This window comes from Tunicatimonas pelagia, from assembly GCF_030506325.1.
In the GTDB taxonomy this organism is placed as follows: domain Bacteria; phylum Bacteroidota; class Bacteroidia; order Cytophagales; family Cyclobacteriaceae; genus Tunicatimonas; species Tunicatimonas pelagia.
This window is the reverse complement of sequence record NZ_CP120683.1, coordinates 977042-1001864: the sequence shown is the minus strand read 5'-3', so window position 1 is coordinate 1001864 and position 24823 is coordinate 977042. Positions and strand designations below refer to the sequence as shown.

Sequence of the window (24823 nt, the reverse complement as noted above, 5' to 3'; positions counted from 1 at the left end):
CCTTATGAAATACTTTTTGCTTACCCTGTTTCTTACAGCTATACTAACTGCTTGTTCGGATAATGATCCTGATGACCCTAGCAATGATCTGGAGGCTCCGGTTTTTTCATCGATCAGTCGTCCTTCTACCCAGGGCGATCCCAACGTAGTCAAAATCCGGGGAGAATATATGGAAGTGTTACCGGAAAATAGTTCGGAGTTACGTTTACAGGGCGAACTATCGGACAACTTGGCCCTCAGCGAAATGCAGATTGATATTCATAATTCGCAAGATGGGCACACCCACGCCCGTATTGAACAGCGACTACCAGGCTTAGTGGTGCAAGAGGAGGTTCAGTTGAATGGTAGGAGCCACACCATTGACCAAACTATTCGCTACGATGATCGTGACTATCTGGCGGGACCATACCACGTAATATTACACGCAGTTGATGCTGCCGGTAACGTTACTTCGTTTTCGGACGGCTCTAGTGTGGTTCGGAGTGTGTACCTTAAGCGTCCCTACATGCCCTTAATTGCTTTAGCAAATGACCCGGACGAAACATTGGAACAGCTATCCGGCGCGGTGGGCAATGCTTTATCGGTGGAAGGATACTTGGAGCAGCGACGCGATGAGCACGACTTTGCCATCACTTTCATCCGCGTTTCGCTGGTGCAGGATACCGACCGGGATAGTGATACTGACTGGCAGGGCGATACCAGCTACGAAGCCATGTGGGGCGAATCGCAGTTTCTACGCGATAATACCGGAGCCATGCTAACGGGGCCAGATATTCCTGCCTTCACCAACGATCAGCTACTGTTTACGACCTTGTGGGAAGGTCAGCCTTACACGCTGACGGCGGGAGATAACGAACGGGTATTGCGGATTGAGGTGGAAGATGAAGGAGGTAATCTGGCGGTGCGGGAGTTTACGATACTAATAGACTAACGCCTCATGACGATCATTTCATGACGATACTGAATCAGTAGCAGTCTCATCGGTCATGCGCTGGTGTTCTTCCTGCATGGTTTGGTGCTCTTGCATCATCATGTCATGTTCTTTTTCCATCTGTTGGTGCTCATCGCGCATAGTGCTAAACTGCGCCTCCAATTCTTCTTCGGTGAAGTTACTTACTTCCGGATTTTCCAGTAGCTCACTATGTTTATCAATTACGGCCTGATGCTCGTCGATCATAGCTTGGTGCTTGTCTAGCAATGCTTGATGCTGATCTTCCATGGCCATCATTAAGGAATCGTCTTGAGTGGCTGCTTGGTTCTCCTGAACCCACTGCTGGTGTTCTTGCTCCAGTTGATCGTGCTCAGCTTCCATCTGTTGATGGGCCTCTTCCATCTGCTTATGTTCTTCCTGAAAAGAAGCAATTTTTTCTTGATTGCCCGGTGAGCAAGCAAGCAAAAGAACGAACGGAATGAAAAGGAAATAGCGTAACATAGAAACAGACTTGGTTAATAATTATTACAAGAACTAAGCGCACACAAATTTGTTACGTTTCAATATTTCCGGTGAGGGGGATTGACGTATCAGTGCCTATAGGAGCCAGAAAGCTTTAGGCATTACACGCTTTGCAGGTGCCACTAAGGGTATAGTTTTTTCGATCTACCGAAAACTCATCGGACACAGCTACTTCCGGTACTTTTACATCTTCCAAACAGTAGGTTTGGTGACACTGATCGCAGATGAAATGGGCGTGCTGATCGGCGTGGGCTTCATCCGGACAGTGCTGCCCGCACAGAGCGTATTTGATGCCTCGCTCGTCTTCGGAGGCACGATGTAGTATGCCGTGTTCCTCAAATGAGTTCAGGGCACGGTATACCGTAACCCGATCCAGCCGCAGTTTCATCTTCGCAATAATATCACTAGCAGCTAGGGCGGTATCATGCTTAAGAAAAAGGGTTAGCATCTCAGTACGGATAGGTGTTTTTCTTAATCCGTGCGCGTGTAATACATCCGTTATGAACTTCTGATTATTCATACTCCGAATACTAGCAATTTTTATGCGGTTTTCCAAAAGCTATAGCTCGTTAGCAATGAGCACTGATTAAAGACAAGAAAGTTGTCCAAAATAGCTGCTCACCATATGCCGATAAGAAAACGATTTATCGACCGGATTAGTGCCAGCTATTTCAAAAGCGACAACAAGCTTCCGCCCAGTAATGTACTGCTCCTCTAAATGTAGAAACAAGGTGGTTTTTCGTTCCTTCTACAGCTAAAAAAATATGTGCAAAATTAACCCATAGCCTACCGAGATAAAATCCGTTAGTATGCAGTGCTACCTGCTCGTCAAAAGTGCTGATTTCTGGATAGAACTTAGGAAGCAACCATAGCAAAAACGTAGTAACGGTGCTGAGCATCGCCCCAATGGCAGCGAATTGTAAAAAACGTTTCATGGTGCCGGATCAATGCGAAGGATGCGCCCTTCAATTTCATCGGTGAGCAGATAGAGTTTGCCTCCTGGGCTCTGAATTACTTGCCGTAGTCGGATAGGGTCATCGGCAAACAGTTTTTCTGCAGCTTTCACTTGTTCACCTTCAACAGTCAATCTCCGTAAGCTTCCTCCGGATAAACCAGCCACAAACAAGCTGCCCTGCCAAGCAGGAAACTCACTGCCAGTGTAGAACGTAAGTCCGGTGGGTGCTACCGTTTCGTCCCAAGACCATACCGGATCGGTGAGTACCCGATCGCCTATCGGTGGTGGAATATAAGCAGAGTCGCGGTATTGACCAGTGGTTTGCAAAGGCCAGCCGTAGTTAGCTCCGGCTTGCAAGATATTAATTTCATCACCCTGCCGGGAACCGTGCTCACTGAACCAAATCTGCCCGCTCTCGGGGTGACAAGTTATGCCCTGTGCCGCACGAATCCCAATGGCATATGCTCCCGGAACCGCATCTGATCCCCAGTCCGGATTATCATCAGGGAGACTTCCATCCGGATTAAGACGATAAATCATTCCTCTTCGATCCTGCACATCTTGGGCAATGGGTAACGAGGGTTGCTCTATTTCCCGAAAGTAACGCTCGCCCACCGTTACATACAGTTTGTTATCCGTACCAAATACCATTCCCCCACCGTAGTGAAAGCGGTCGGGCGAAAAAGGCTCGGCGACCAGTAAAGCTTGTACATTGGTTAGAGAATCTTTGCGGAGCTGCCCACGGATGACTTTCGTGGTACTACCTCCGGGTTCCGAAGCCGAGTAAGCGATATACACCCAGGCACTGTTCGCGTAATCCGGATCTAGTACGACATCAAACAACCCCGCATTATCGCGAGGATCATGCTGCGGAGTGTTGTCTAAATCTTTCGGAAAGCCTTTGATTACTTGTTGGGTTCCGGTAGCTAAGTTTACCCGCTTAAGGCTACCTTCCTTTTCAGTCACCAATACTTCTTCTTCAGAAAGAAAAGCCATACTCCACGGGCGAATTAGCCCCGTTACTACGGTGACACGTTGGGCTTGGGGAGTGGTTTCGGCATCGGCTGAAACGTATGTACAGGATCCTAGGCTCAATAGGAGCAAATAATAGACAAAGTGTTGATAGGCAAAAATCATTGTAATGTTTTCGGCTAAGAAAGCCGTTAACCGTACATAAAACTTCAAGAATCAGGAATATTAAAGACTTAGGAAGTCAAAAACTGCTTACGATACTGCGAAGGAGTACACTGCGTGTGTGCTTTAAAAGCTGCATTGAAGGAGGTGAGGTTATTAAATCCTGAGTCAAAAGCAATCGCTGCAATCTTCTGATCTGCCATGCTAGGATCTTCTAACAGTTGTTGCGCCTCTCAGATACGAAGTTCATTAACCAACTCAGAGAAGTTTTACCTCTTTTGTTCGTTAACTACTTGAGAAAGGTGTCTAGGAGTTATTTTTAGGGCTTGCGCTACTTCGGCAACGGTGAGGTCATTCTTAAGATAGAGCTTTTCTTGTGCGAATAGCTGCTCTAGAGCCTGCAAAGTACGTTGAGCCTTCTCGCCGGAGAGTGTGGAATTTCGGTATTTCAGATGAGCAAACTGGTGGCGACGCAGTAGCTGATACGAGAAAAGATAAATCAGCAGCGAATAAGCAATAGCCCCAACCATGTAAAAAGGTACTATATTTAGAAAGATCAGTAGATACAACAGCCAGATAGCGGCCACTCCCAACACAATATTCCGGTACCAGCGATATAACGATTGATTAGGTAATGCCGATTGTAAGTGAGCGTAGCGGTAGCTAACTAGGCAATAGGTAAGTAGTTGACCTAACACCAAACCGTAGCTAACGTAAGACAGTAAGTTGCTTTCATTAGGAATAACCGGGCTGAGTAGCGTATAAAGCGTGGCTGGAACAAAGTGCCAATAATCTCTTTGTACTAAACGAAATTTCTTCTGAAACAAACTCTTTCCGTAGAACCACAGGAAAGGCCCGACCAATAGAAAACCGGCTAAGCCTAAATTGCGCTGCCAGGGTTCGAGTGTCAGGTAATGGTTAAAAACTGATTTGCCCACTCGAACAGATAGTGCTAGCAGTAGCAAAGCAAGTAAGCGGTTGGCGAGCCGAGGCTCGCTTTTCAATCGAAGCAGATAAAAGGCCAAAAATACCCCCTGGGCTACTCCTAAGTTACTCAGTACTGCAATAATTTCACGCGAAAGAGTCATACTGTAAGAATAAACGACTAAAGTAATAATCTACTAACTGTGAGAGCAAGTAGCATCAAGTTAACTTTTTGGTAGAGTTACTGAATGTCAATGCTTTTCTTTGTGGGAAGTAATGTCGGCGGTATGCAACATCTGAAGTTTATCGGATTCTTGGGAGCTTTTCTAGCCTTCTTTCTGGGAACACTCGTACTGAGTAAGCAACGCAAGCATACCATCGCCTACCTACTGCTAAGCATCGTATGGCTGGTAGTCTTCATCGCGTTTACTTTCAACCGAGTGCTGGGCTAGAGAGAACAGATGCTACACCTCTGGGGACATCATACGCTGATTGTTACTAGCCTGAATGTTACTGAAAGCTTGCCAATTGCCACTACTGTAATTGGCACTACCTATTTAGTAGTGTGTTTTTTCAGTATGATAGAGTCATCGTTGTGACCACTATCGCGATGAAAATTATTCCCACCGTTGTGGGAATCGAGGTTGTTTTTCAAAAATCAGTAAATTTTTCCTAAGCCTACCGCCAGTAATCTGCTGTGGACTGAAAGTCGCCGCGTAAATTCTAATTTGTTCAGTAAGTGTTTTTCTACTGTTGAGAAGAGCTTAGCGGATTAGGCAAGGTACGCTTACCAATAAGCCAACCGTAAAGGGCAATAGCTGCAAAGCATCCGAGGGGCAGAACAAACGAAAAGTTGACTTCAGGCACTCCCACAATCTGTACGTCAGCCACGCCCGCTCCCCCAAAATCGATAATCATTCCTTGTAGTTTGGGGAGAAGGGCTCCGCCAACAATGGCCATTACTAGTCCGGCAGCTCCCAGTTTAAATTCGTCTTGGGTCAGTCCATCCAGTGCTATTCCGTAAATGGTAGGAAACATAAGGGACATAAAAAATGAAAGGCTTACTAGGCAGTATAATCCAAATAGTCCCTGAATAAATATGGTACCCAACGTAAGCAGGGTAGCCCCCAGCGAAAAGATGGCAAGCAACGTTTCGGCGGAAACGAACCGTAGCAGATAGGTGCCGATGGCGCGGCCGATCATAAAAGCGAGAAAGGCAATAAACTGGTAGCTGGCGGCTACATCGCTATCCATAGCTTGGGCTTCAGCGTATTGGTAGATGTAAGTCCAGCACATAATTTGCGCCCCAACGTACAGCATTTGGGCAGCAACTCCGGAGGTATAACGAGAATTTTTAGTAAGTCTTCTCACGGTATTTCCTAGCGATAGCTCGCCTTCTGCTTTTCCTTCGGGCATTTTGCTGACTAGTACCAAGATAAAAATAACCATTACGGCTAATCCCAACATTAGGTATGGGTCACGGATCACCATCAGATCGGCGGTTCGCACCACGGCTTTTTGTGCTTCCGCAAGAGTAGCGTAGTTTTCTAGATCATCGGACTGCAACTTTTTAAGGACAAACTGCTGGGCAACTAATAATCCGCCTAATAGACCGAAAGGGTTGAACGCTTGCGCTAGGTTGAGCCGTTGGGTGGCGGTCTCCGGTGGGCCCATGGCGAGAATGTAAGGGTTAGCGGTCGTCTCTAGAAAAGCTAGCCCAAAAGTTAGCACGTAGAGCCCCAGGCAAAAGAACCAAAACTGCTCGCTGATGGCAGCCGGATAGAACAGAAGAGCCCCTACCGCGAATAAGGCCAGCCCAATAAGTGCTCCCGTTTTATAGGAGTATTTCCGAATGAAAAGTGCGGCGGGTAATGCCATAGAGAAGTACCCTCCGTAAAAAGCCATTTGCACCCAAGCCGCCTGAGCGTTGGTTAGTTCCAATACTTTTTTGAAGGCTTGCACCATTGGGTCGGTTACGGAATTGGCAAACCCCCAGAGTGCAAATAGTGAGGTGATTAGAACAAAGGGAACAATAAATTCTTGGGGAATTAAGCGAGGTTTGGTCATGCAAAAGGGCAGTTATACTAGGGTGAGCAGATTTGGTAAAAGCGTATTACTGGTTCAATAATAGTGCTATTTTTCTAAAAGACCACTATTCAGTGCAGCTCACCCACTGTTTGCTATTGCCCCTAAATCCGTAGTAGTAATGATTAGTCAGATAGTTGATAAAAGTCTACTGCCGTTTGCCCCATAATCGCGGCCTGTTCGGTAGCACTTAGTGGATTTACAAAGTCCTGAATGACGGATACAACTTGTTCGTATTGGGCGGCTAGCAAACAAACCGGCCAATCGCTGCCAAACATCATGCGGTGAGGGCCGAAAGCGTCCAAGACGGTACTAAGGTAGGGCTGAAAATCACTTTGTTGCCAATGCTGCCAATCGGCTTCGGTTACTAAGCCAGATACTTTGATCCGTGTGTTGGGTCGTTTGGCAAGTTGCCGAATGTACTTTTCCCACGTAGTAAATGACTTCTCTCTAATAATCGGTTTAGCAATATGGTCGATCACCAGCTTCTGGTTTTCTGATAGTAGGTCTACCAGCGTAATTACTTCTTCCAACTGTTGCTCGTAGATGAGAATATCGTAGGTGAAGTCATACGACTCAAGTTGGCGGAGGCCCTCAATGAACGCCGGTTGTCGCATAAATCCATCGGGTTCACTCTGTATGATATGGCGAAACCCCTTGACTGATGGTAGCTCGCTGATTTGATCTAACGAGGCTTGCAGGCGATCCGAACGGAGGTCTACCCAGCCCACTACTCCCTTGATCCAATCGTGCTGTTTGGCTAAGTCGGCCAGATAATAGGTCTCGGCCTCCGCCTGATCGGCCTGCACCGCTACACATCCTGAAAATCCGTGAGCCGAGAGCAAAGATTCTAGGTCAGATGGGGTATAGTCACGTTGGAGCACAGCCATGTCATTGGTAATCCAAGTATCTTGTACTGGATCAAATTTCCAAAAATGCTGATGGGCATCTATCTTCATTAATTTAATGTTGTCTTCCTGCATAACTTAGTCTAATACAGCAGCACTGTTTTGCGTAAGTGAATCTACTTGGCTGCCCCACCAGTCAGGGTTCGGCTGCCAATCTTCTTGTAAAATATTAGTTCGCTGTTGCTCTAAACGAGGCAATAGTTCATTGACGATATTAGCTTGTCGCGCCTGTGCCAGTTGTTCGTTGTACTCTAGGTCGGGTTCAGGAGTGTTGGCTTGCGTTTCTCTGAGAAACTGTTCTAGTTGCTGGCCTAGTTGTTGAGCGACGGTTGGCTCCTGCTCAATGATATTAGCAGCCTCTTGAGGATCATCTCTCAGATTATATAATTCCCGTTGACCATCTTCCCAGTAGTGAATTAACTTCCAATCGCCTAAGCGGATAATGGAGGACGGGTCGCCACCTTGGTTGCCGTAGTGCGGATAGTGCCAGTACAGAGGGCGTTCGGTAATAGAATCTCCCTGCATCAGGGGAAGCAAGCTTACGCCGTCGGTGTGTTCATTAGGTTTTAATTCCAGGCCAGCTAAGTCTAATAGGGTAGGGTAGAGGTCTACTCCCGATACTGGCACAGCACTCTTTTTTCCTGCGGTGTTTATCCAGGGGGCAGCAATAAAGTATGGTTCGCGAATACCACCTTCCCACTGGTAGCCCTTACCACCGCGTAGGGGTAAGTTCGTAGTGGCGTAGGCATCTCCGGAAGCTACCCCCCCATTGTCAGAGGTAAATACAATGATAGTATTATCACTTAAACCCAGCTCTTCTAGCGCATGTAAGACGTTACCTACGGCATCATCCATAGTAGACACCAGCCCTGCATAGACCGGATTGTCCTGCACCGTACGGATAGGTAAGCGTCGCTCCATTACAAAGCCACTGTCGGCCATACCTTGCTCGTAGGCCCTCTGGCGGTATTTTTTCCATTTCTCCTGAGTCGTCTCCAGCGGAGCGTGTACGGCGTAGAACGATAAGAATGCGAAGAAGGAAGAATCTTTATGTGCTTCCAAGAAATCTACGGTTTCTTCGGCTAAGCGTAGCGTCAGGCTCTCGCCTGCTTTCTTATCGGCCAATTTTGGGTTGTTGTGTGGGGCGAAAAAACCTCCCATTGGACTTCCCTTTTCCCAGCCACCTCGGTTAATATCAAATCCATGATCTTCGGGGTAAGAACCTTCATCGCCAATGTGCCATTTTCCAGAGAAGAAAGTGGTGTAACCAGCTTCTTGAAAGGCTTCGGGGAGGGTAGTGTATTCGGTGGGTAGCTGATGAACGTACTGGGCAGGTAGTAATTTATTATGGCGGTTGAAGTCTCGCCAGTCTGTTCCGGTTTTAGCCCCGATCCAATCAGTGATGCCGTGGCGAGCGGGAAATTTCCCGGTCATAATACTGGCTCGGGAAGGGCTACAGACCTGACAGGCCGCGTAGCCTTGCGTAAACTGCATTCCTCTTTCTGCAATGCGGTCAATATTGGGCGTCTCATAAAAATGGCTTCCGGTGCAACTCAAATCGTGATAACCCAGGTCATCGGCTAAAATAAATAGTATATTGGGGCGACGTTTCGTTTCGGGTTCTTCCTTAGGTTCACAAGTAAAGAACAGGACACAGAAGCCCAGCAGCGTAAGCGATTGTTGGATAGCCATAGGTCTAATATAGTTGTTCGGTCTAAATTAGCTGTTTTCGTTATTTATGCCAATTCAAGATGATTTGCTCACGCAGTTGCGACGAGCAGTAGAGACTCAGATAGACTCTCTCAATCAGCGAGATTCTGAGGCTTACGCCGATACGATGCGGTATATGCAGTTCGTGGTTCTTAACCTTCAGTATGCTGACCAAGGTATGATGCAGTGGATGCGTAACGTAAAGAAAATTCCGGAGCGGGAGGAAGCACAATTCGCTGGGCGACAATTCGCTGGGCGGCAATCCGCTGGGCGGCAATCCGCTGATCAAAATGAAATGGCGATGGAGGTAGCAGATACCACCAATATTGTTCAGATACAGCAGAGCCAAAAAACGGCTATTGAGCAAGTAAAGCAGCAAATAGAAAGCAAAGTCGCTATTAGGTGAATAATAACTGATGATTAATGAAACGTATCACTCATCCGTCATTATTTATTAAAAGCATGAGAGCTATTATCATTTTACTGGTACTAGGGTTCAGTTCCTTGGGGCTGTCGGCTCAATCTGTTCAGGTGATTGGGGCAGTGAAGCAGGTAAAACAACTGGGGCGATTAGCAGGAAAAGTACAGTTGGATACTTTAACCGGGAAGAATTTGTACGGACTCGGCCCGGTGGCTTATTTGCAGGGCGAGATTTTGCTGTGGAATGATACTACGTATGTGTCTCAGGTAAGCAAAGGGAAAAATATCGTTGGAATAATCCCGGTCATTCAGGCCCCTTTCTTAGTGTATGCTTCTGTAGCTGAGTGGGGAAGTCGGCAAGTACTCGACCAAACAATTACCACCTTGCCTCAATTACAACAGATCATTGAACAGAAGGCAGTAGCCACAGGACGATCACTGGATGAGCCGTTTCCGTTTACATTGAAGGGTAAAGCTCAGAAAATTATCTATCATGTGATGGACAAGCCAGAAGCGCAGAGTGAGCACAATCCAAAATTACATCAGCAGGCTAAACGGTTTTTTACGTTAGTGGATGAAGAAGTGACTTTGCTGGGGTTTTACTCCCGCCAGCATGAGGGCGTATTTACCCACCACGGCTCATTTATTCACGTACATGTAATTAATCAAGCCCGCACTAACATGGGGCATTTAGATGAATTGAATATTCAACCTGGTGAATTATCACTAGGGTTACCTTTGCAATGAGAGCCAGATAATCAACTTAATTTAATCCTCTGAATTCTAGTGGTGCCATACCCACTTTCTTTCTAAAAAGTCTGCTGAAATAAGATGGGTTTTCAAACCCTAACTGAAACGAAATCTCACTTATTGTCTGGCTAGAGTTTAAGAGCATAAGTTTGGCTTTCTCAACCAGTTCAAGCAGTATAATTTCTTTGGCAGTCTTTCCCGTCTCTCGTTTTAATATTTCGGTAAGATAACCGGGAGAAAGATTCAATTGGTCAGCAAAAAACTTAACATCAGGTAGCCCGTTAGACGGCAAATTGTCGGAGTTAAGATAAGTATCGAGTAGCTTTTCGAAGCGGCTGAAGTAGTCTACGTTTTGATTGTTTCGGGTAGCAAATTGTCGAGAGTAGTATCGTTGGGTATAGTTGAGCAGTTGCTCAATAGCTGTAACCAGAACAGATTGACTAAACTGATCAATACCTGAGAGAAGTTCACATTCAATATTGCGTAATACTAGCGAAAGCATTTGCTCTTCCTCATTAGACACATGCAAGGCTTCGTTGATAGCGTATTTGAAAAATTCGTGTTGCCGGATAGTGTCGGATAATTTAGTTCTTCTAATCAACTCAGGATGGAACCATAATCCCCAACCGCTAAACTGTACTTCTGAATTATCTTCCGATACGTAAATGACCTGACTCGGTGCGGTAAAAATCATGGTTCCACTATCGAAATCGAACGGTTGCCTGCCATATAAAAGGCCAACTGGCGAGGGAGTCTTAAGCGTTACGGTGTAAAAATCAGAAACGATACGAACGTTCACCCATTCGGGTAATGAGCTGATCTTAGAATAATCAATAACCGTAATGAGGGGATGCTTAGGCTTGCCAAACCCAAGCAAATTGTGCAGTTGACTGACGGATGCTATGGTAATAAAGTTGGTCATTCTCTAAATGTTAGGATAGAAGGCTTTGGGGTATATCCGTTTTAACTTCTTGTACGTTTTTCCCGAACAACCATTTAATAAATCCTCTACTGCTCTCTTTTGTTGGTTTATCAATCAAGCCTATCTGCATTTTTTGAAAGCTTCTTTGGGGTAGTATCTTTTTCATCAAGGCTTGAAACTTTGCATCGCCTCCGGTCACAAAGTGTAATTTCCCCTTTGTACCCATAGCTACTGCTCGCCAAATTTCTTTTGCCGCACTTTCAGGAGCCGTTGCTTTGGGGTAGATCTTTTGAGCAGAGATGAAATTACGGTAGGAGGGTTTGTAGGCTCGATAAGCATCATTTAGTGCATTAGTACCATGATCTAGTTTTGTGAAGATACCAGTAGCGTGAGTGCCGGGGTAAATAGCTTTGACCTGAATATTAAAAGGAGCTAATTCAATACCCAGGCTTTCGGTTATTCCACGAATAGCCCATTTTGTGCTGCCGTACCCGGAAATAAACGGAAAATTAAACTGGGCACTTGAAGAAGCTATATTGATAATGGTTCCTTTACTATTCTCACGTAGATGAGGCAAAAACGCTTTAATTGTCGCATATACCCCAAACACATTGGTCTCGTACTGGTTTTTGAGTTGCTCCATACTAGTTGTTTCTAACGGGCCGATAAGGCAATATGCTGCATTGTTAACAACCACATCCACTCGCTTAAAATCGCTGATTACTTGTTTTACTATATTTTCTATTTGCTGATAATCAGTCATTTCCAAACTATAAAGTCTTACATTCGGGAATGAAGCAAATAAGTTAGGATATTCATCTACATTTCTAACAGTAGCCGCTACGTTCCACCCTTTGCTGGCAAAAAACTCAACGATTGCTTTTCCGATACCAGAGTTTGTTCCTGAAATAAAAATTGTTCGTCGCATGTCTAATTTCATTTTGTGTATAGCAAATTTCGGTACGGTTTAGCTGTTTCATGATACACTAATCCAGTCAACTTAGACACTTTTCAAGGTTTTTCTTAGGTAGTCTGACGCAAAAAAGATATTTGTGATATTTAATTTGTAATCATTCTAAATAGCTGTATTTTTGTGTTCAGTATGATACAGTTATTCGCTACAGACTACGGTTGTACGTTTCAGTCCGATCAAGATCGTTGTTTTTATCTGCACTTTCAGGGGCGGGAAATGGCAATGAGTGTGTGTTCTTTAATAGCTTTTAAGAAGAAGGTAGACTCAATCGATCTAGTGAAATTGCTCACTGATGAATCAGATTATTCAGATGTAGCGCTATTGTCAACCTGCCAGCGAGAAGCCATTTTTTTATTGAGTATTCGGGAAATCATTGATCTGAAAGAACTGTTATCAGGAACGTTAGTGATGTTGGAGCTAAATAGTATTTTGCATCAGCAGTTAAACTGCGGAATTTCTTAATCTTTTTTTGACACTATTACCTTATTTCTATGAAAGATCTTATGCGGCAACGCACCTCCATTAAGCCCGAAATTATAGACATTCTGAACGAGCAGGTTCGTATTGAAGCTACCGCCTCAGCCGCGTATCTGGCGATGGCTGCTTGGTGTGATCAGCATGGCTGGGACAACAGTGCCGACCACTTTTACACCCAGGCCGATGAGGAGCGCATGCATATGCTAAAATTGTTCCGCTATGTAAGCGACATGGGAGCGGCAGCCATCTCCCCGCAGGTTGGCGAAGTGCAGCATGATTTCTCAACGCTAAAGGAAGTATTTGAAACTGCTCTGGATAATGAAATCCACGTGACGGAATCAATTAATAAGATTGTAGTGGCCTGCCGAAATGCGAATGATTTTGCTACCGAAAGCTTTATGCAGTGGTACGTGCAGGAGCAAGTAGAAGAAGAATACGTAGCCCGACGTGCCGTAGAATTATTCGATATTATGGGCGACTCGGGTATGGATCTAATCCTGATCGATGAGCGAATTCCTAAGATCGTGTATCAGGAGGCAGGTGCCGGAGCTGAAGGTGGGGAAGAAGCGTAAAATACTTTGACAGAAAGACGGCATGAACTTAGAATTTCAACATCAGGTAGAAGATAGATGCACCATAGGAAGCCTTGAGAAACAGTCGGGGCTTCCTTCCGAAGAGTGTATTTTTAAGAAGTGCTGCAAGAAGTACAAGAAAGCTGGTAAGCGGCCTTGCCGAAAGTGCCCTAAGTTCTAAATCTCTCTCACCCTCTATAAATCAAAAATGGAGCGGCGATCTGATTACCAAACTCAATTATTATCATCAGAAGATATTGAACTTCTCCGAGGTATGCTGAACCTTTTTGGTGAAGCATTCGACGAGCGGGATACATACTGTCACAATCAGCCGGATGATAGTTACCTACATGATCTCTTGAGCAAAGACTATTTTATAGCTCTAGTTGCACGGCAAGAAGGTCGAGTTGTCGGTGGATTGGCTGCCTATGAATTGATGAAATTTGAGCAGCAGCGCAGCGAAATCTATATTTATGATCTTGCAGTTAGTGAATCATTTCGGCGTCGGGGAGTAGCCACCCGGATGATAAATCATTTGCAGTCAGTAGCCGCTGAAAGGGGAGTTTATGTCATCTTTGTCCAGGCTGACTATGCGGATGAACCAGCTATCAAATTATACGAAAAGCTAGGTGAAAAGGAAGAGGTCTTACACTTTGATATTTCACCTGAAATAAGATCCTGAGTAGGTTCGTGGTTATTAGAGATACAAGATACCCATCTATTTTTGGTTACAGATTGTAGCAAGACTACTTTAAAACCGTTTTTGTCCCGAGAATTCCATTGCTTCTCCTTTACCAAAGCCGTAACTAATTCCTACCGTAATAAAGCGGCCTCTCAGTCGGTAGTCGTATAAGTAAAAATCAGGTTGCCGAGAGCGGACTGTTTCCGATTCAAAAATTCGGGAAGCGAATACATCGCGGATGCTTAGGTTGAGAATTGTTTTGCCGTTCATGATCTTCTTTCGGACTCCCAAATCGGCGAAGAAATAACCGGATATATCCATTTGAAACGTTTGGTAGGCCGAACGGTAGTTACTAATCACCTCGAGATCTATGTCAGCGGGAAGCTTGAATTTATTAGTCAATCGCCCCGACCATTGGTTAGCGGTAAAATCAAACGATATATCTTCAAAATCACCTTCCCGACTAAAGTAGTTGTAGTTGAAATCCCCATTCAATGTCCACCATTCGGTAGGGTTGTACTTACCGTTTAGTTCCAATCCGGTAGCTCGGTTGATGCCGATATTTTCGGGTCGGGAGAAACTAACATTATCCTCGAACGTGGCTACCTCTTCAATTACATCGGTCGTGTAGCGGTGGTAGACGGCACCGCTAAAGGAGACCGGACCCTTGTCAAAAATGCTGGTCACTTCGTAAGAATCAGTAAACTCTGGTTGCAGTAGTGGATTACCGGCACTGATACTGAAGTTGTTACGAATATTGGTAAATGGGTTCAAATCCCACAAACCCGGACGGTAAATACGGCGGGAGTAGCCCGCTTGTAGCGAAAAGTTATCATTGAGTTTATACGACGTATGAGCGGTAGGGAAGAGGTTGGTAAAGTTTTGCTGACTACTTTCGTCGGTAGTAACCAGCAGGGTTCGCATATCGGTACTTTCCAGCCGTAGTCCTAGTTTCACGCCGAACTTATCACCTTCGTAAGCCCCGGTGCTGTACACCCCTAGCACTTCCAGATCAAAGTCAAAAACATTGGTTAAGTCCGGATCAACCACCCAATCATTGTTGTCTGCCCGATTGCTGACCGAAAAATCGTTAGTTACGTCAGTGTATACGTATTGTGCCCCACTTTCCAGCGTAAATACTTCGTTGAACGGATGCGTATAATCCAGTTGAAAAGTGTATTCGCCTTCCTTAAAATCAGTGCGGGTTTGCTGCTGCTGACTAAAGGCTTCCCCATTCATGACGGGGGTATTGTTAAACTCGGAAGATTGATCTTTCCCGAAGAAATTTCCGATGGCACTGAACAGTAGCGTATGCTCTTCATGGTCGGCACCCCGATTATCAGGAAAGTCTTTTTTGTACTGTAGTTCGTATTGGTACTTGGGGTTCGTCGCTTCCGTCTCTTCGTCACGATTCCACTGCGAAGCCAGCGTGTTCGTCTCGTCCAAGAAATCAAAATCGGTATCAGAGAATTCGGTTTCTAATTCGTAGGCAAAGTGCCCAGTCAGGGAAAGCACGTTATTTTCGTTGATATGATAATCAGTTCCCAGAATGATATTGAAAAAGGTCTCATTCTTATCGCTCTCACCCTGGCTTCTCACTGTATTGTTACTGGTTAAATCCCGGTTAATGGTTCGGTACTGCTGGGGAAATGTGCGGTGCCCAACGCCCAACTGACTGAACAGATTGAACTTTTCGGTACGATTGTTTAAACTTAAACCCAGACTATGATTATTCGGCACTCCGGTGTTCAGTGTGACCGAGCCGTTCAGCCCGCGCTTTTCCTCTTTTTTAATCACAATGTTGATAATGCCCGAGGTACCCGAAGCTTCGTACTTGGCCGATGGGTTGGTAATCACTTCAATTCGCTCAATCATATCGGCAGTGATCGTTCCCAGCGCGTTTCCACCCTCGCTGGTGAGTACTGACGGTTTTCCATTGATAAGAATCCGCACTCCCTGGCTACCCCGCAGGCTGATTTGCCCTTCGATATTCACCGCTACCGAGGGAACGTTATTGAGTACCTCCAGTGCGCTAGCCCCGGTACTACTCAAATCTTGCCCTACGTTAAATATGCGCTTATCTAACTTAAACTCGGTTTGGGATTTTTCGCCCCGTACCACCACTTCATCCAGCGTTTGTTCATCTTGGCTCAATGCTATTGTGCCGACATTGGCGGTGCCTTTATTAATTTTCACATCAGCCACAATCAGCGTCTCAAACCCAATGAAGCTTATTTCCAAATAGACATCCGGGTTTTCGGTAGTAAGTGTAAACGAGCCGTCTTCAGCGGTAGTAGTTCCATCAACCATGCTATCATCACTGACGGCTTTCACCATTACGGTAGCATATTCTACGGGTTGTCGTCCCCCGCTTTCTACCACTTTTCCGGTAATTTGTATGGGTTGATTTTGAGCGATCAAAGGTTGAAAGCTAATGATCAGTAGGGTAAAAGTGAAAGCGACTTTGGTGAGTAATTTCATGGCTGAATTTACCAAAAAATGCGGTTAGTTTAGTGATAAAAAAGATAAAGCTAAAAGTAAGCAAATAGTTTATCTTCGGCGGCTACCGGAGTAGGTCATAGCCTCGCCTTTTCCGAAACCGTAGCTAAAACCCAGTGTGATAAATCGCCCGCGCTGCTCAAAGCTGTACAGATAAAATTCGGGCTGATCAATTACGCTTTCTCGGATGCGGGAGGCGAATACATCGCGTACACTTAGATTGACAACTGCCTTTCCGTCCAGCATTTTCTTTCGTAAGCCTACGTCAGCAAAAGCAAAGCCCGAGACTTCGCTCTGCACCGTTTGGAACCCAGATTGGTAGTTGCCAATAAGTTCCAGGTCAAAGTTTGCGGGTAAGGCAATTTTGGAAGTTAGCCGGGACGACCATTGATCGCCCGTAAAGTCAAATGATTGCTCCTGGAACTCGCCTTCACGGATAAAGTAGTTGAGATTGAAGTCGCCATTTAGTTTCAACCACCTAGTGGGACTGTGCTCTCCGTTCAGTTCAAAACCAGTAGTTCGGTTGGTGCCAATATTCATCGGCATGGTGGTATTTACGTTATTCTCAAAGGTAGAGACCCGTTCAACTACATCGGTCGTGTAGCGGTGGTAAACGCTGGTATTAATCGAGGCTTTCTCCATGTTGAAAATACTAGTGATCTCGTAAGAATCGGTGAACTCCGGTAGTAGATCGGGGTTGCCAACGCGGATATTGAAGTTATTCCGGATGTTAAAAAACGGGTTTAAATCCCACAGGCGAGGCCGATAAATTCTTCGGGAATATCCTCCCTGCACAGATATGTTTTCTGTCAGCTTATACGAAGTGTGAAACGTTGGGAACAGATTGGTGAAATTCTGATTATTAGACTCATTGGTATTGGTTAACAGCGTGCTCAAGTCAGTATTTTCTACCCTCAAGCCGAGTTTTACTCCCCACTTTTCGTCCTCGTAGGCTCCGGTGCTGTATACTCCTAACACCTTTTGGTTCCACTCAAAATTATTAGTCAGTTCATCAATCGTGACTAAGTTGCCATCCTGAAATTCTCGCACCGTAAAGTCATTGCCCACATCGTTAATTACGTACTGCGCCCCCGTCTCCAGAGTGATTTTTTCGGTAAGCGGATTGGTGTAATCCAGCTTAAAAGTGTAGTCTGCTTGCTGGTACTCCGTTTCGGTTTGTTGGTCGTTATTGAAGTTCTCCCCGGAGACAGCCGTGTTTATGAATTCCGAAGCTTGGTCTTTGCCAAAAAACCTTCCGGTCGCACTTAGCAAGAGTTTATGATCCTCATTATTTTTAAATTCCTTGGCGTACTGCAATTCGTACTGCCACTTAGGGTTGGTTGCTTCGGTGGTTTCCCGACGGTTCCACTCCGCTACTACTGAATTGTTGTTGTCGTTAAGAAGGCTAAAATCATACTGCGAGGGCTGACTTTCAACCTCGTAGGCAAAGTTACCGGACAGTGTAATCACATTATAAGGATTAATATGATAGTCGGTGCCGAGAATGATGTTGTAGAAAGTTTCGTTACGGTATTCGGTGCCATCGCTAGTCACGGTTGTGTTATTAGTCAGGTCGCGGTTAATAGTCTCCGAAAACTCAGGAATTGAACGGTAGCCCACGCCCAATTGAGTAAACAGGTTGAACTTCTCGGTTCTGCGGTTTAAGCTTACACCAATGCTATGATTATCAGGGACTCCAGTGTTTAGCGAAACTGAGCCGTTTAACCCTCGCTTTTCTTCTTTTTTCAGGATAATGTTCAGAATGCCTGAAGTACCCTCAGCATCGTACTTGGCGGATGGGTTGGTGATTACTTCAATACTTTCGATCATATCGGCGGTGATGGTTCCCAGCGCGTTACTCTGCTGATCGGCCAGTACCGATGGTTTCCCGTCTACCAGTATCTGCACCCCAGCACTGCCTCGAAGGCTAATCACCCCTTCAATGCTCACATTTACCGATGGTACATTATTGAGAACTTCCAGAGCACTGGCACCCGCACTAGTCAAATCCTGACCTACATTGAATACGCGTTTATCTAACTTAAACTCTGTGCGGGATTTTTCCGCGCGCACTACTACCTCATCTAGCGCCTGACTATCTTCAATAAGTTTAATGGTTCCTAGATCAGCAATACCATCTGCAAAAGTAATATCTCGAAAGGTCTGAGGCTTATAACCGATAAAACTAACTTCTACGTAGATATCAGAGGAATTTACAGTAATGCTGAAGGTGCCTTCTGCGGTAGTGGTTGCTCCCGTAATGGCTTCGCCAGTTTCTTTATCAGCTACCATCACCGTAGCGAATTCCACTGGCTGCTGGCTGGCCTGATCTTGGACAATTCCGGTAACGGTTACTGTTCCGTTCTGAGCTATAGCAGTGTCCACACTTAAAATTACGCTAAACAGAAAAAGTACAAACTTAGAATAGTTAATCATGGATATAAAATCAAAAATTGGCGACATTATGATACTAAGTACGGGGAATTGTAGAGTAGGGGAAAATAAAATCGGCGAACGACAGAACTTATCCGATCAACAGCATACTTACAGTTGATCAGCCAGAAACGGCTGTTGACAGTAATAAAAATGACGTTGATCTCCTTGTTTCATAGTAAGCCCAGATAATGACTATCTTTGGAAGATGCCGTCTAAGAATTTTGTTTCAACGCTTTCCTATAAAGAAGTACTGTTTCAGGTGCTACTGCACGGGGTAGTATTTGTTTTTTACTCTTATGATCGGCGGAACCCACAAGTAGAATCCTATCAGGTAGTATTTTTTTTAACCTACGCTGTGGCCGCCTTAATCATCAATTATCTTTTACTACCCCGGTTCTTGTATCAGAAAAAGCATCTGCAATTTGTGGGTTGGACAATTATGGTTATCGCTGTGGTAATATTTGTGGAAGAAGCAGTGATAGAACAGATTTACTTTCCTGATACTCGTGGACAACGATTCCTGGGAGTTTTCTTTAGTTTATGGGGAGTGCTTCCGGTAATTACAGTATTGTCAGGGTTTAAGTTTGCCTGGGATGCGGTGATGAAGCAACGAGAAGTGGATGAGCTAAAGGCGACTATTCAGGAAAGCGAGTTGCAATTTCTCAAGTCGCAGATTAATCCGCATTTCCTGTTTAATAATCTGAACAACCTGTATTCCTACGCCATTGACTACTCGCCCCAAACACCAGAGATTATTCTAAAGCTAAGTTCGGTACTACGCTATATGCTCTATGAGTGCAAGGAGAAATTTGTCTCATTAACTAAAGAAATTGAACAGTTAGAGAATTTTACCCAACTCAGTCAGCTTCAGATTGAAGAACGCGGAGTGGTCAGTTTTTCTGCTCAAGTGTACCAGCCCGATTATCAGATTGCCCCGTTGATACTAATTGTCTTTATTGAGAATGCCTTCAAACACAGTCAGGCTAGTCAGTCTGAAAATATTCTGATTGATATTACTGTTCAGCTTTCGGAAGATGGTGCACTGGAATTTAGCTGTAAGAACAACTTTCAATCTGTGGCTAACACCGATAATCTGGCTCAGGGTATTGGGCTGGAAAATGTAAAAAAGCGGTTACAACTTCTTTACCCCAACGCTCACCAGTTAACCATTGATGAAACTGAAAATCAGTACGAAGTGTACCTGTCAATGCAGCTAAAAAGGTTGAATAAAGAAAAAATGGTCTACCAGCATACTACTTGAAAATTGATGGGGGAAAAGGGAAAGACATGAGATATGAAAGGTGAAAAGCTAAGAACCACCGTGGCTTGGGACGCGGTGCTGGGAGTAAATGTTCATACCCCTATGCCAAGCCCTGTACCTCAAGCTCCCTACTTTTTGCAATTGACAATTTAGCCATTGAACAATCGAGTTATTCATGAACTGTATTATCATTGAAGATCAGCCCCCTGCTCAGCGAATTCTTAAAAAGTACATTGAAGACATTGGGTCTTTACAACTAAAAGCTACCTTCTCCGATGCCATTCAGGCGATGAATTACCTAAAGTCAGAGAAAGTTGATTTGATCTTCCTGGATATTCACTTACCGAAGATTTCGGGCATTGATCTGCTAAAGACTAGCGACAATTTGCCGCCGATTGTCTTAACGACCGCCTTTGCTGATTATGCTTTGGAGAGTTACGAGTTCAGTGTAGTAGATTATCTGCTGAAGCCCTTTTCTTTTCAGCGATTTGTCAAGGCCGTTTCCCGAGTACCCACTCTTGACAGTATTCCTAAACAGCCACTAGGCGAAGCTAAAGAGTCGCCTTCAATTCGCCGCGAACTATTTATTAAATCGGGATACGAGCATATTAAGGTGTTGGTAGATGACATTGTCTACATCAAATCCGATGCAGATTACACAGAGATATTTCTGCCGGAAAAAAAGCTTTTATCTTCCGAATCGCTCCGAAACTGGCTAGAAAAATTGGGTAACCAACAGTTTATTCGGGTGCATAAATCCTATGTTATCAATTCCGCCAAAATTGCTAAAGTGGTTGGTAATCAGATATACACAGAAAATGGGTTGGTTATCCCTCTCGGAAGAGCTTTTCGGGATAACTTCTCAACAAGGTTTTTAAGCTAAGGAATAATTAGATAATAACGCGCCCAAGTTGAACGTCGAGATTTTGGGGCAGGGCGGCGATCCGCGACCGCGCTAAAAGAACAGGCACAAGCGGGTACTTTGTTGTGTTATCGCTCCTAAGTTTTAGATCGGGGAATCATGTTTCAGTAATTTTCTGTGAGATTCCAGGTGAACTTACGTGGTTCAGCAATATGATCTATCCTATCCCAGACTGGCGAAGGTTACTTTCACGATAGTAGTGAGAAAAATGATAGTCAAAAACTTCGGCGGTAGGCCGCCCTTAAGTCGCCCCCAACCACGCCAAATCATCTAGAACTTAATAAGTGATGAATAATGAATGATGATTCTTATTATTTCATCAATCACCACTCATCAATTATTATTCATTAAAGTTATTTTCCAGTGGCTACTTCGGTATCAGCCGGAGAGCTTACGTAGTGGGCAATGGTTTCCCGGATGCGAGATAAACCTTCTTCGCTGTTGTAGCTACCATCGGTCATTAGCTCTGCATTCAGCGGAAATAGTAGTTCGTACAAACGCTGGTCGTCTACTTTAGTAGCGACCATTAAATCCTGCTGCCGGGCAAAAACCTCGTCCCAAGCGGTGCGTACATCGCTCCAGAAAGCCTGATTCTTTTGCCACCAGTCAGCTGCGGCTTGGCAACGACTATCATCTACTTTTTTGTATACGTTCATGCCTTTTTCGTGAACCAATACTCGGTCTTTTCCGCTTCGGCGACGAATCTTAGTATTGTCTTGCTCGTGTACATGACCCTCATCGGTAATTTCGTGCCGATTAGTACGTTCTAGCACATTGTAGTCATCGCGCTTGGTGTATTCCCGGCGAGGTAGGGGCGCATCTACGGTGCTTTCCCAGTAGTGCTTACCATCGGTATGGATCCAAGTGGCATTGCCCTCGTAGCGCGGGCCATCATCTACTTGGTAAACCTTTTGGGTCCATTGCCCTTTAACACCCTCATTAGCTAACGTCTCAAAGTTCCAAAGATCATCTCCCTGAAAAGAGTATAATTTTTGGTTTTCAAAAATCCAGTCCTGTCGCCAGTGTTTCAGAGCCATAGTATCGCGCATCACTAAAATATGCTGAAGCGATAGTTTGTTCTCACTTTCGTCTACTAAACCAACCCATTCCAGAGCGTTAGCTACGTAGCGATCGTGAAACTCGTAGGTCGCTTTAGGAGCGAAGGTTTCAACGTACTGAAAGTCTACTTCGTAGCAGCCACACATGGCTTTGATGGATTCAATATCCTGTTGCTTCTGACCAAAGGCGAGTAAGCTAGTAAAAGCTAGACTGAATGTAATTAATGTATTTTTCATAATTTTGTAGTTATTTAGACTTAATCTAAACATGAGCAAAAGTAATGGTGAAATTGCAAGGAAGCAATGGCTAGTATTAGCGTATTTTTATACTAGTTATGGTTAACAATGTAGCTATTACTAGTGTATTATCAAGTTTGATTTTGAAAATTTCGGTAGGAGCACTGTTTATTGGCGAAGTACTTTGTAAATCCTAGAAATCATATTTTTCCCATACCGTCAGGGCGGTGATTCCACGCTAAAGTAGTGAAACCAACGTGGCTTGGCTACCGTAATTCGGTCTGGTGAGCTCCGATCACCTAATATCGCATATTTACTTCATGCCTCTGCCGTGTGAGATCGCTTTCTGTTGCCGTCGTGAAATGATCGTGATGACGATTTTGGCACCCAGGCAGAATACCCGCAGCAAACGCAAGCAGTATTACCTGCGCGACAGCCGTCTCAATTTCAAACTTGAAATAGATTGTTGATAAAAGAACAGATTAGGACGTAACAAATCACCCGCAAATTTTTTTGCTTAAAATGTTAAAATCACAAAAACAATCCTACTCATTTTGTTGTTTATGAAAATTCGCTAAATTGTGTGCGATAATTTGTGACTATACAGCCATTTTATCGTGAACAATACAACTACCTGTTTTGGAAGATAGTACTAAAATGAGCGAAACTACTCTGATCAAAAGAGTTTCTCAGGGTGACCACCTAGCGTTTAAGCAAATTTTTAATCAGCACAAAGACGCTATTTTTGGTTATAGCTATAAGTTTATTAAATCGTCCACACTGGCCGAAGAAACTGTGCAGGAGGTATTTTTGAAGATCTGGCAAAACCGAGCGAAGTTGGACCCCGCCTATCCTATCAAACCGTATCTATACAAAGTAGCGCGAAACCATGTTTATAATACTTTGCGAAACGCAGCCTACAGCGATCAACTGAAGGAGCAAGTTTTTTATCGCCAAACGGCTTGCCGTAATGTTACCGAAGACCAAGTAGTCTATCGCGATTTAGAAGCCTTCCAAGAACAAGCTATCCAGGGCCTACCTACCCGCCGACAATTGATTTTTCGCATGAGCCGAACAGAGGGGTTAAGTCACGAAGAGATCGCGCAACGATTAAATATCTCTCCCAATACAGTTAAAGATCAGATTACCAAGGCTCTCAGAACAATTAAGGAGCAACTGCACATACATACCGATATTGCGGTTAGTATTGCCATATTATTTTTCCTCTGATTATCATCACCCCCGGGCAAAGTGTGCATTAGTAAACGGAGTACTCAATCGCATTTTTTACGTTTCGTATACATTTTTTTTGATTATAATAGTTTGTCTTTCAGCGTTTTAAAATAAAATTCAAAAAATATTTTTTAGAAGATCGTCCCTTAGGTTCACTCGTGGGTATTAGAAGTATCAACCTCTAATACGCTAACCTTGTACGACCCGCATTACATTAAATCACTTTTCGTAAAATTCTACGCTGATGAGTGTACTCCGGAAGAGATAGAAACTATTATTGAGTATCTAAGAGCGTCTGATGGCAGCGAAGCGTTTCCTCACATAGATGAGGTTAGAGCAAAGCTGGGTGAGTTTCCCAAGCTGGATGAGCAGCGATCAGATGATATCTTCAGCCAAATTATAAGTCGCGATGCGCTTTCGGTAACTACGGCCCGACCGAAGCATCGCTTTGTTGCATGGGGATGGAAGATTGCTGCCGCTTTCGTTGGCTTTTTATTTTTGGCGGGTATTGGCTGGTGGTACTACGACTACGAAATTCGCACGGCTCTCTACGCCACCTCGTTTGGCGAGGTGAAAACTATCACATTACCCGATGGTACCAAAGTGGTGCTAAACGCTAACTCAGCACTTCGGGTACCCAGCAATACGCCCGAAGACTCAGTGCGAGAGGTGTGGCTAAACGGTGAGGCCTTCTTTTCGGTAACCCATACCGAAGACCATCGGAAATTTATTGTTCATACCGCTCATGAGCTGCAAGTAGAAGTGCTCGGAACAGAATTCAACGTAAATAGTCGGGAAGAAAAAGCAACGGTGGTACTTAATTCTGGCAAAGTAAAAGTTCAGCTGTCAGATGATAGTCAGCTGTCGGAAGAGTGGGTTATGAAACCGGGTGAGTTGATAGAGTACGAGGCCAAAAATCAGCATGTTGATCAAAAAGAAGTAGATACGCTACTGTATACCTCCTGGCGCAATAATCTGCTGGTATTTAAAGATACTTCCCTGAAAGAGATTGCTCAGTTGATGAGCGATAACTACGGCTACAAAGTCCAATTTGAGCGTGATAGTCTAGCCCAGCTTCTGTTTACTGGCTCTGTGCCAGCCGACCAATCAGAATTATTACTGCAAACTCTATCAATAAGCTTTGACCTTGATATTACCCAAAATGAGCAAACAATCACCATAGATAGTCGCTAGCACTTTCAGCATATTTAG

At 44.6% G+C, this 24823-nt stretch carries 25 protein-coding genes; 11 read left to right on the top strand and 14 right to left on the bottom strand.

Going from position 1 to position 24823, the window contains the following annotated elements; genetic code table 11:
• The first annotated feature begins 4 nt into the window (after window positions 1–4).
• Window positions 5–931, top strand: a complete 927-nt coding sequence (locus tag P0M28_RS04105) for a DUF4625 domain-containing protein (protein ID WP_302208245.1) — start codon at window positions 5–7, stop codon at window positions 929–931.
• A gap of 18 nt (window positions 932–949) precedes the next feature.
• Here P0M28_RS04105 and P0M28_RS04100 read toward each other — a convergent pair whose 3' ends face one another.
• From P0M28_RS04100 to P0M28_RS04075, 6 genes are all read right to left on the bottom strand, one after another.
• Window positions 950–1432, bottom strand: coding sequence for a hypothetical protein (locus P0M28_RS04100; protein ID WP_302208244.1), 483 nt, complete (start codon window positions 1430–1432; stop codon window positions 950–952).
• A 115-nt stretch (window positions 1433–1547) separates the two neighbouring features.
• Window positions 1548–1973: a Fur family transcriptional regulator gene (locus tag P0M28_RS04095; protein WP_302208243.1), complete on the bottom strand. Its 426-nt coding sequence runs from the start codon at window positions 1971–1973 to the stop codon at window positions 1548–1550.
• Between the two features lie 151 nt (window positions 1974–2124).
• Window positions 2125–2388 carry a hypothetical protein gene (locus tag P0M28_RS04090; protein ID WP_302208242.1) on the bottom strand — a complete coding sequence of 88 codons (264 nt, stop codon included), beginning with the start codon at window positions 2386–2388 and terminating at the stop codon, window positions 2125–2127.
• Window positions 2385–3593 (bottom strand): PQQ-dependent sugar dehydrogenase, encoded by a 1209-nt coding sequence (locus P0M28_RS04085; RefSeq protein WP_302208241.1) that lies wholly within the window; start codon window positions 3591–3593, stop codon window positions 2385–2387. The genes P0M28_RS04090 and P0M28_RS04085 overlap by 4 nt, the downstream gene beginning before the upstream one ends.
• Before the next feature lie 20 nt (window positions 3594–3613).
• The gene (locus tag P0M28_RS04080) at window positions 3614–3763 is read right to left on the bottom strand and encodes a helix-turn-helix domain-containing protein (protein WP_302210969.1); all 150 of its coding nucleotides are present in this window, start codon (window positions 3761–3763) and stop codon (window positions 3614–3616) included.
• A gap of 48 nt (window positions 3764–3811) precedes the next feature.
• A complete protein-coding gene (locus tag P0M28_RS04075; protein WP_302208240.1) occupies window positions 3812–4630 on the bottom strand; it encodes a hypothetical protein in 819 nt (272 codons plus the stop codon).
• 90 nt (window positions 4631–4720) lie between these two features.
• Between P0M28_RS04075 and P0M28_RS04070 the strand changes: the two genes are divergently transcribed.
• Window positions 4721–4918 (top strand): hypothetical protein, encoded by a 198-nt coding sequence (locus P0M28_RS04070; protein ID WP_302208239.1) that lies wholly within the window; start codon window positions 4721–4723, stop codon window positions 4916–4918.
• 295 nt (window positions 4919–5213) lie between these two features.
• On the opposite strand, the gene fucP is transcribed toward P0M28_RS04070, so the two are convergent.
• The 3 genes from fucP to P0M28_RS04055 form a co-directional block, all read right to left on the bottom strand.
• Window positions 5214–6533, bottom strand: a complete 1320-nt coding sequence (fucP, locus tag P0M28_RS04065) for an L-fucose:H+ symporter permease (protein ID WP_302208238.1) — start codon at window positions 6531–6533, stop codon at window positions 5214–5216.
• Window positions 6534–6676: 143 nt separating this feature from the next.
• Window positions 6677–7534 carry an amidohydrolase family protein gene (locus P0M28_RS04060; RefSeq protein WP_302208237.1) on the bottom strand — a complete coding sequence of 286 codons (858 nt, stop codon included), beginning with the start codon at window positions 7532–7534 and terminating at the stop codon, window positions 6677–6679.
• Window positions 7535–7537: 3 nt separating this feature from the next.
• Entirely contained in the window at window positions 7538–9151 is a 1614-nt protein-coding gene (locus P0M28_RS04055) for a sulfatase (RefSeq protein ID WP_302208236.1), read from the bottom strand.
• A gap of 46 nt (window positions 9152–9197) precedes the next feature.
• Between P0M28_RS04055 and P0M28_RS04050 the strand changes: the two genes are divergently transcribed.
• The gene (locus tag P0M28_RS04050) at window positions 9198–9575 is read left to right on the top strand and encodes a hypothetical protein (RefSeq protein WP_302208234.1); all 378 of its coding nucleotides are present in this window, start codon (window positions 9198–9200) and stop codon (window positions 9573–9575) included.
• Window positions 9576–9592: 17 nt separating this feature from the next.
• A complete protein-coding gene (locus P0M28_RS04045) occupies window positions 9593–10336 on the top strand; it encodes an acetolactate decarboxylase (RefSeq protein ID WP_302208233.1) in 744 nt (247 codons plus the stop codon).
• Window positions 10337–10352: 16 nt separating this feature from the next.
• On the opposite strand, the gene P0M28_RS04040 is transcribed toward P0M28_RS04045, so the two are convergent.
• On the bottom strand, window positions 10353–11261 hold the full coding sequence (locus P0M28_RS04040; protein ID WP_302208232.1) for a helix-turn-helix domain-containing protein: 909 nt from the start codon (window positions 11259–11261) through the stop codon (window positions 10353–10355).
• 10 nt (window positions 11262–11271) lie between these two features.
• Window positions 11272–12189 (bottom strand): SDR family oxidoreductase, encoded by a 918-nt coding sequence (locus P0M28_RS04035; RefSeq protein WP_302208231.1) that lies wholly within the window; start codon window positions 12187–12189, stop codon window positions 11272–11274.
• A gap of 174 nt (window positions 12190–12363) precedes the next feature.
• On the opposite strand from P0M28_RS04035, the gene P0M28_RS04030 reads away from it, so the two are divergent.
• The 3 genes from P0M28_RS04030 (at window position 12364) to P0M28_RS04020 (ending at window position 13965) form a co-directional block, all read left to right on the top strand.
• The gene (locus tag P0M28_RS04030) at window positions 12364–12696 is read left to right on the top strand and encodes a hypothetical protein (RefSeq protein WP_302208229.1); all 333 of its coding nucleotides are present in this window, start codon (window positions 12364–12366) and stop codon (window positions 12694–12696) included.
• A 29-nt stretch (window positions 12697–12725) separates the two neighbouring features.
• The gene (locus tag P0M28_RS04025; RefSeq protein WP_302208228.1) at window positions 12726–13283 is read left to right on the top strand and encodes a ferritin; all 558 of its coding nucleotides are present in this window, start codon (window positions 12726–12728) and stop codon (window positions 13281–13283) included.
• 208 nt (window positions 13284–13491) lie between these two features.
• Window positions 13492–13965, top strand: a complete 474-nt coding sequence (locus P0M28_RS04020; RefSeq protein ID WP_302208226.1) for an AAC(3)-I family aminoglycoside N-acetyltransferase — start codon at window positions 13492–13494, stop codon at window positions 13963–13965.
• A 69-nt stretch (window positions 13966–14034) separates the two neighbouring features.
• Here P0M28_RS04020 and P0M28_RS04015 read toward each other — a convergent pair whose 3' ends face one another.
• A complete protein-coding gene (locus tag P0M28_RS04015) occupies window positions 14035–16446 on the bottom strand; it encodes a TonB-dependent receptor (RefSeq protein WP_302208224.1) in 2412 nt (803 codons plus the stop codon).
• A gap of 69 nt (window positions 16447–16515) precedes the next feature.
• The gene (locus P0M28_RS04010) at window positions 16516–18849 is read right to left on the bottom strand and encodes a TonB-dependent receptor (protein ID WP_302208222.1); all 2334 of its coding nucleotides are present in this window, start codon (window positions 18847–18849) and stop codon (window positions 16516–16518) included.
• A 256-nt stretch (window positions 18850–19105) separates the two neighbouring features.
• Between P0M28_RS04010 and P0M28_RS04005 the strand changes: the two genes are divergently transcribed.
• Complete coding sequence (locus P0M28_RS04005) at window positions 19106–20161, top strand: sensor histidine kinase (protein WP_302208221.1); 1056 nt, start codon at window positions 19106–19108, stop codon at window positions 20159–20161.
• Window positions 20162–20336: 175 nt separating this feature from the next.
• Window positions 20337–21044: a LytR/AlgR family response regulator transcription factor gene (locus P0M28_RS04000; RefSeq protein ID WP_302208219.1), complete on the top strand. Its 708-nt coding sequence runs from the start codon at window positions 20337–20339 to the stop codon at window positions 21042–21044.
• 392 nt (window positions 21045–21436) lie between these two features.
• On the opposite strand, the gene P0M28_RS03995 is transcribed toward P0M28_RS04000, so the two are convergent.
• Entirely contained in the window at window positions 21437–22378 is a 942-nt protein-coding gene (locus P0M28_RS03995) for a DUF6607 family protein (RefSeq protein ID WP_302208218.1), read from the bottom strand.
• Between the two features lie 657 nt (window positions 22379–23035).
• Here P0M28_RS03995 and P0M28_RS03990 point away from each other — a divergent pair.
• Complete coding sequence (locus P0M28_RS03990; RefSeq protein ID WP_302208217.1) at window positions 23036–23608, top strand: RNA polymerase sigma factor; 573 nt, start codon at window positions 23036–23038, stop codon at window positions 23606–23608.
• 198 nt (window positions 23609–23806) lie between these two features.
• Entirely contained in the window at window positions 23807–24805 is a 999-nt protein-coding gene (locus tag P0M28_RS03985; protein WP_302208215.1) for a FecR family protein, read from the top strand.
• Window positions 24806–24823: the final 18 nt, after the last annotated feature.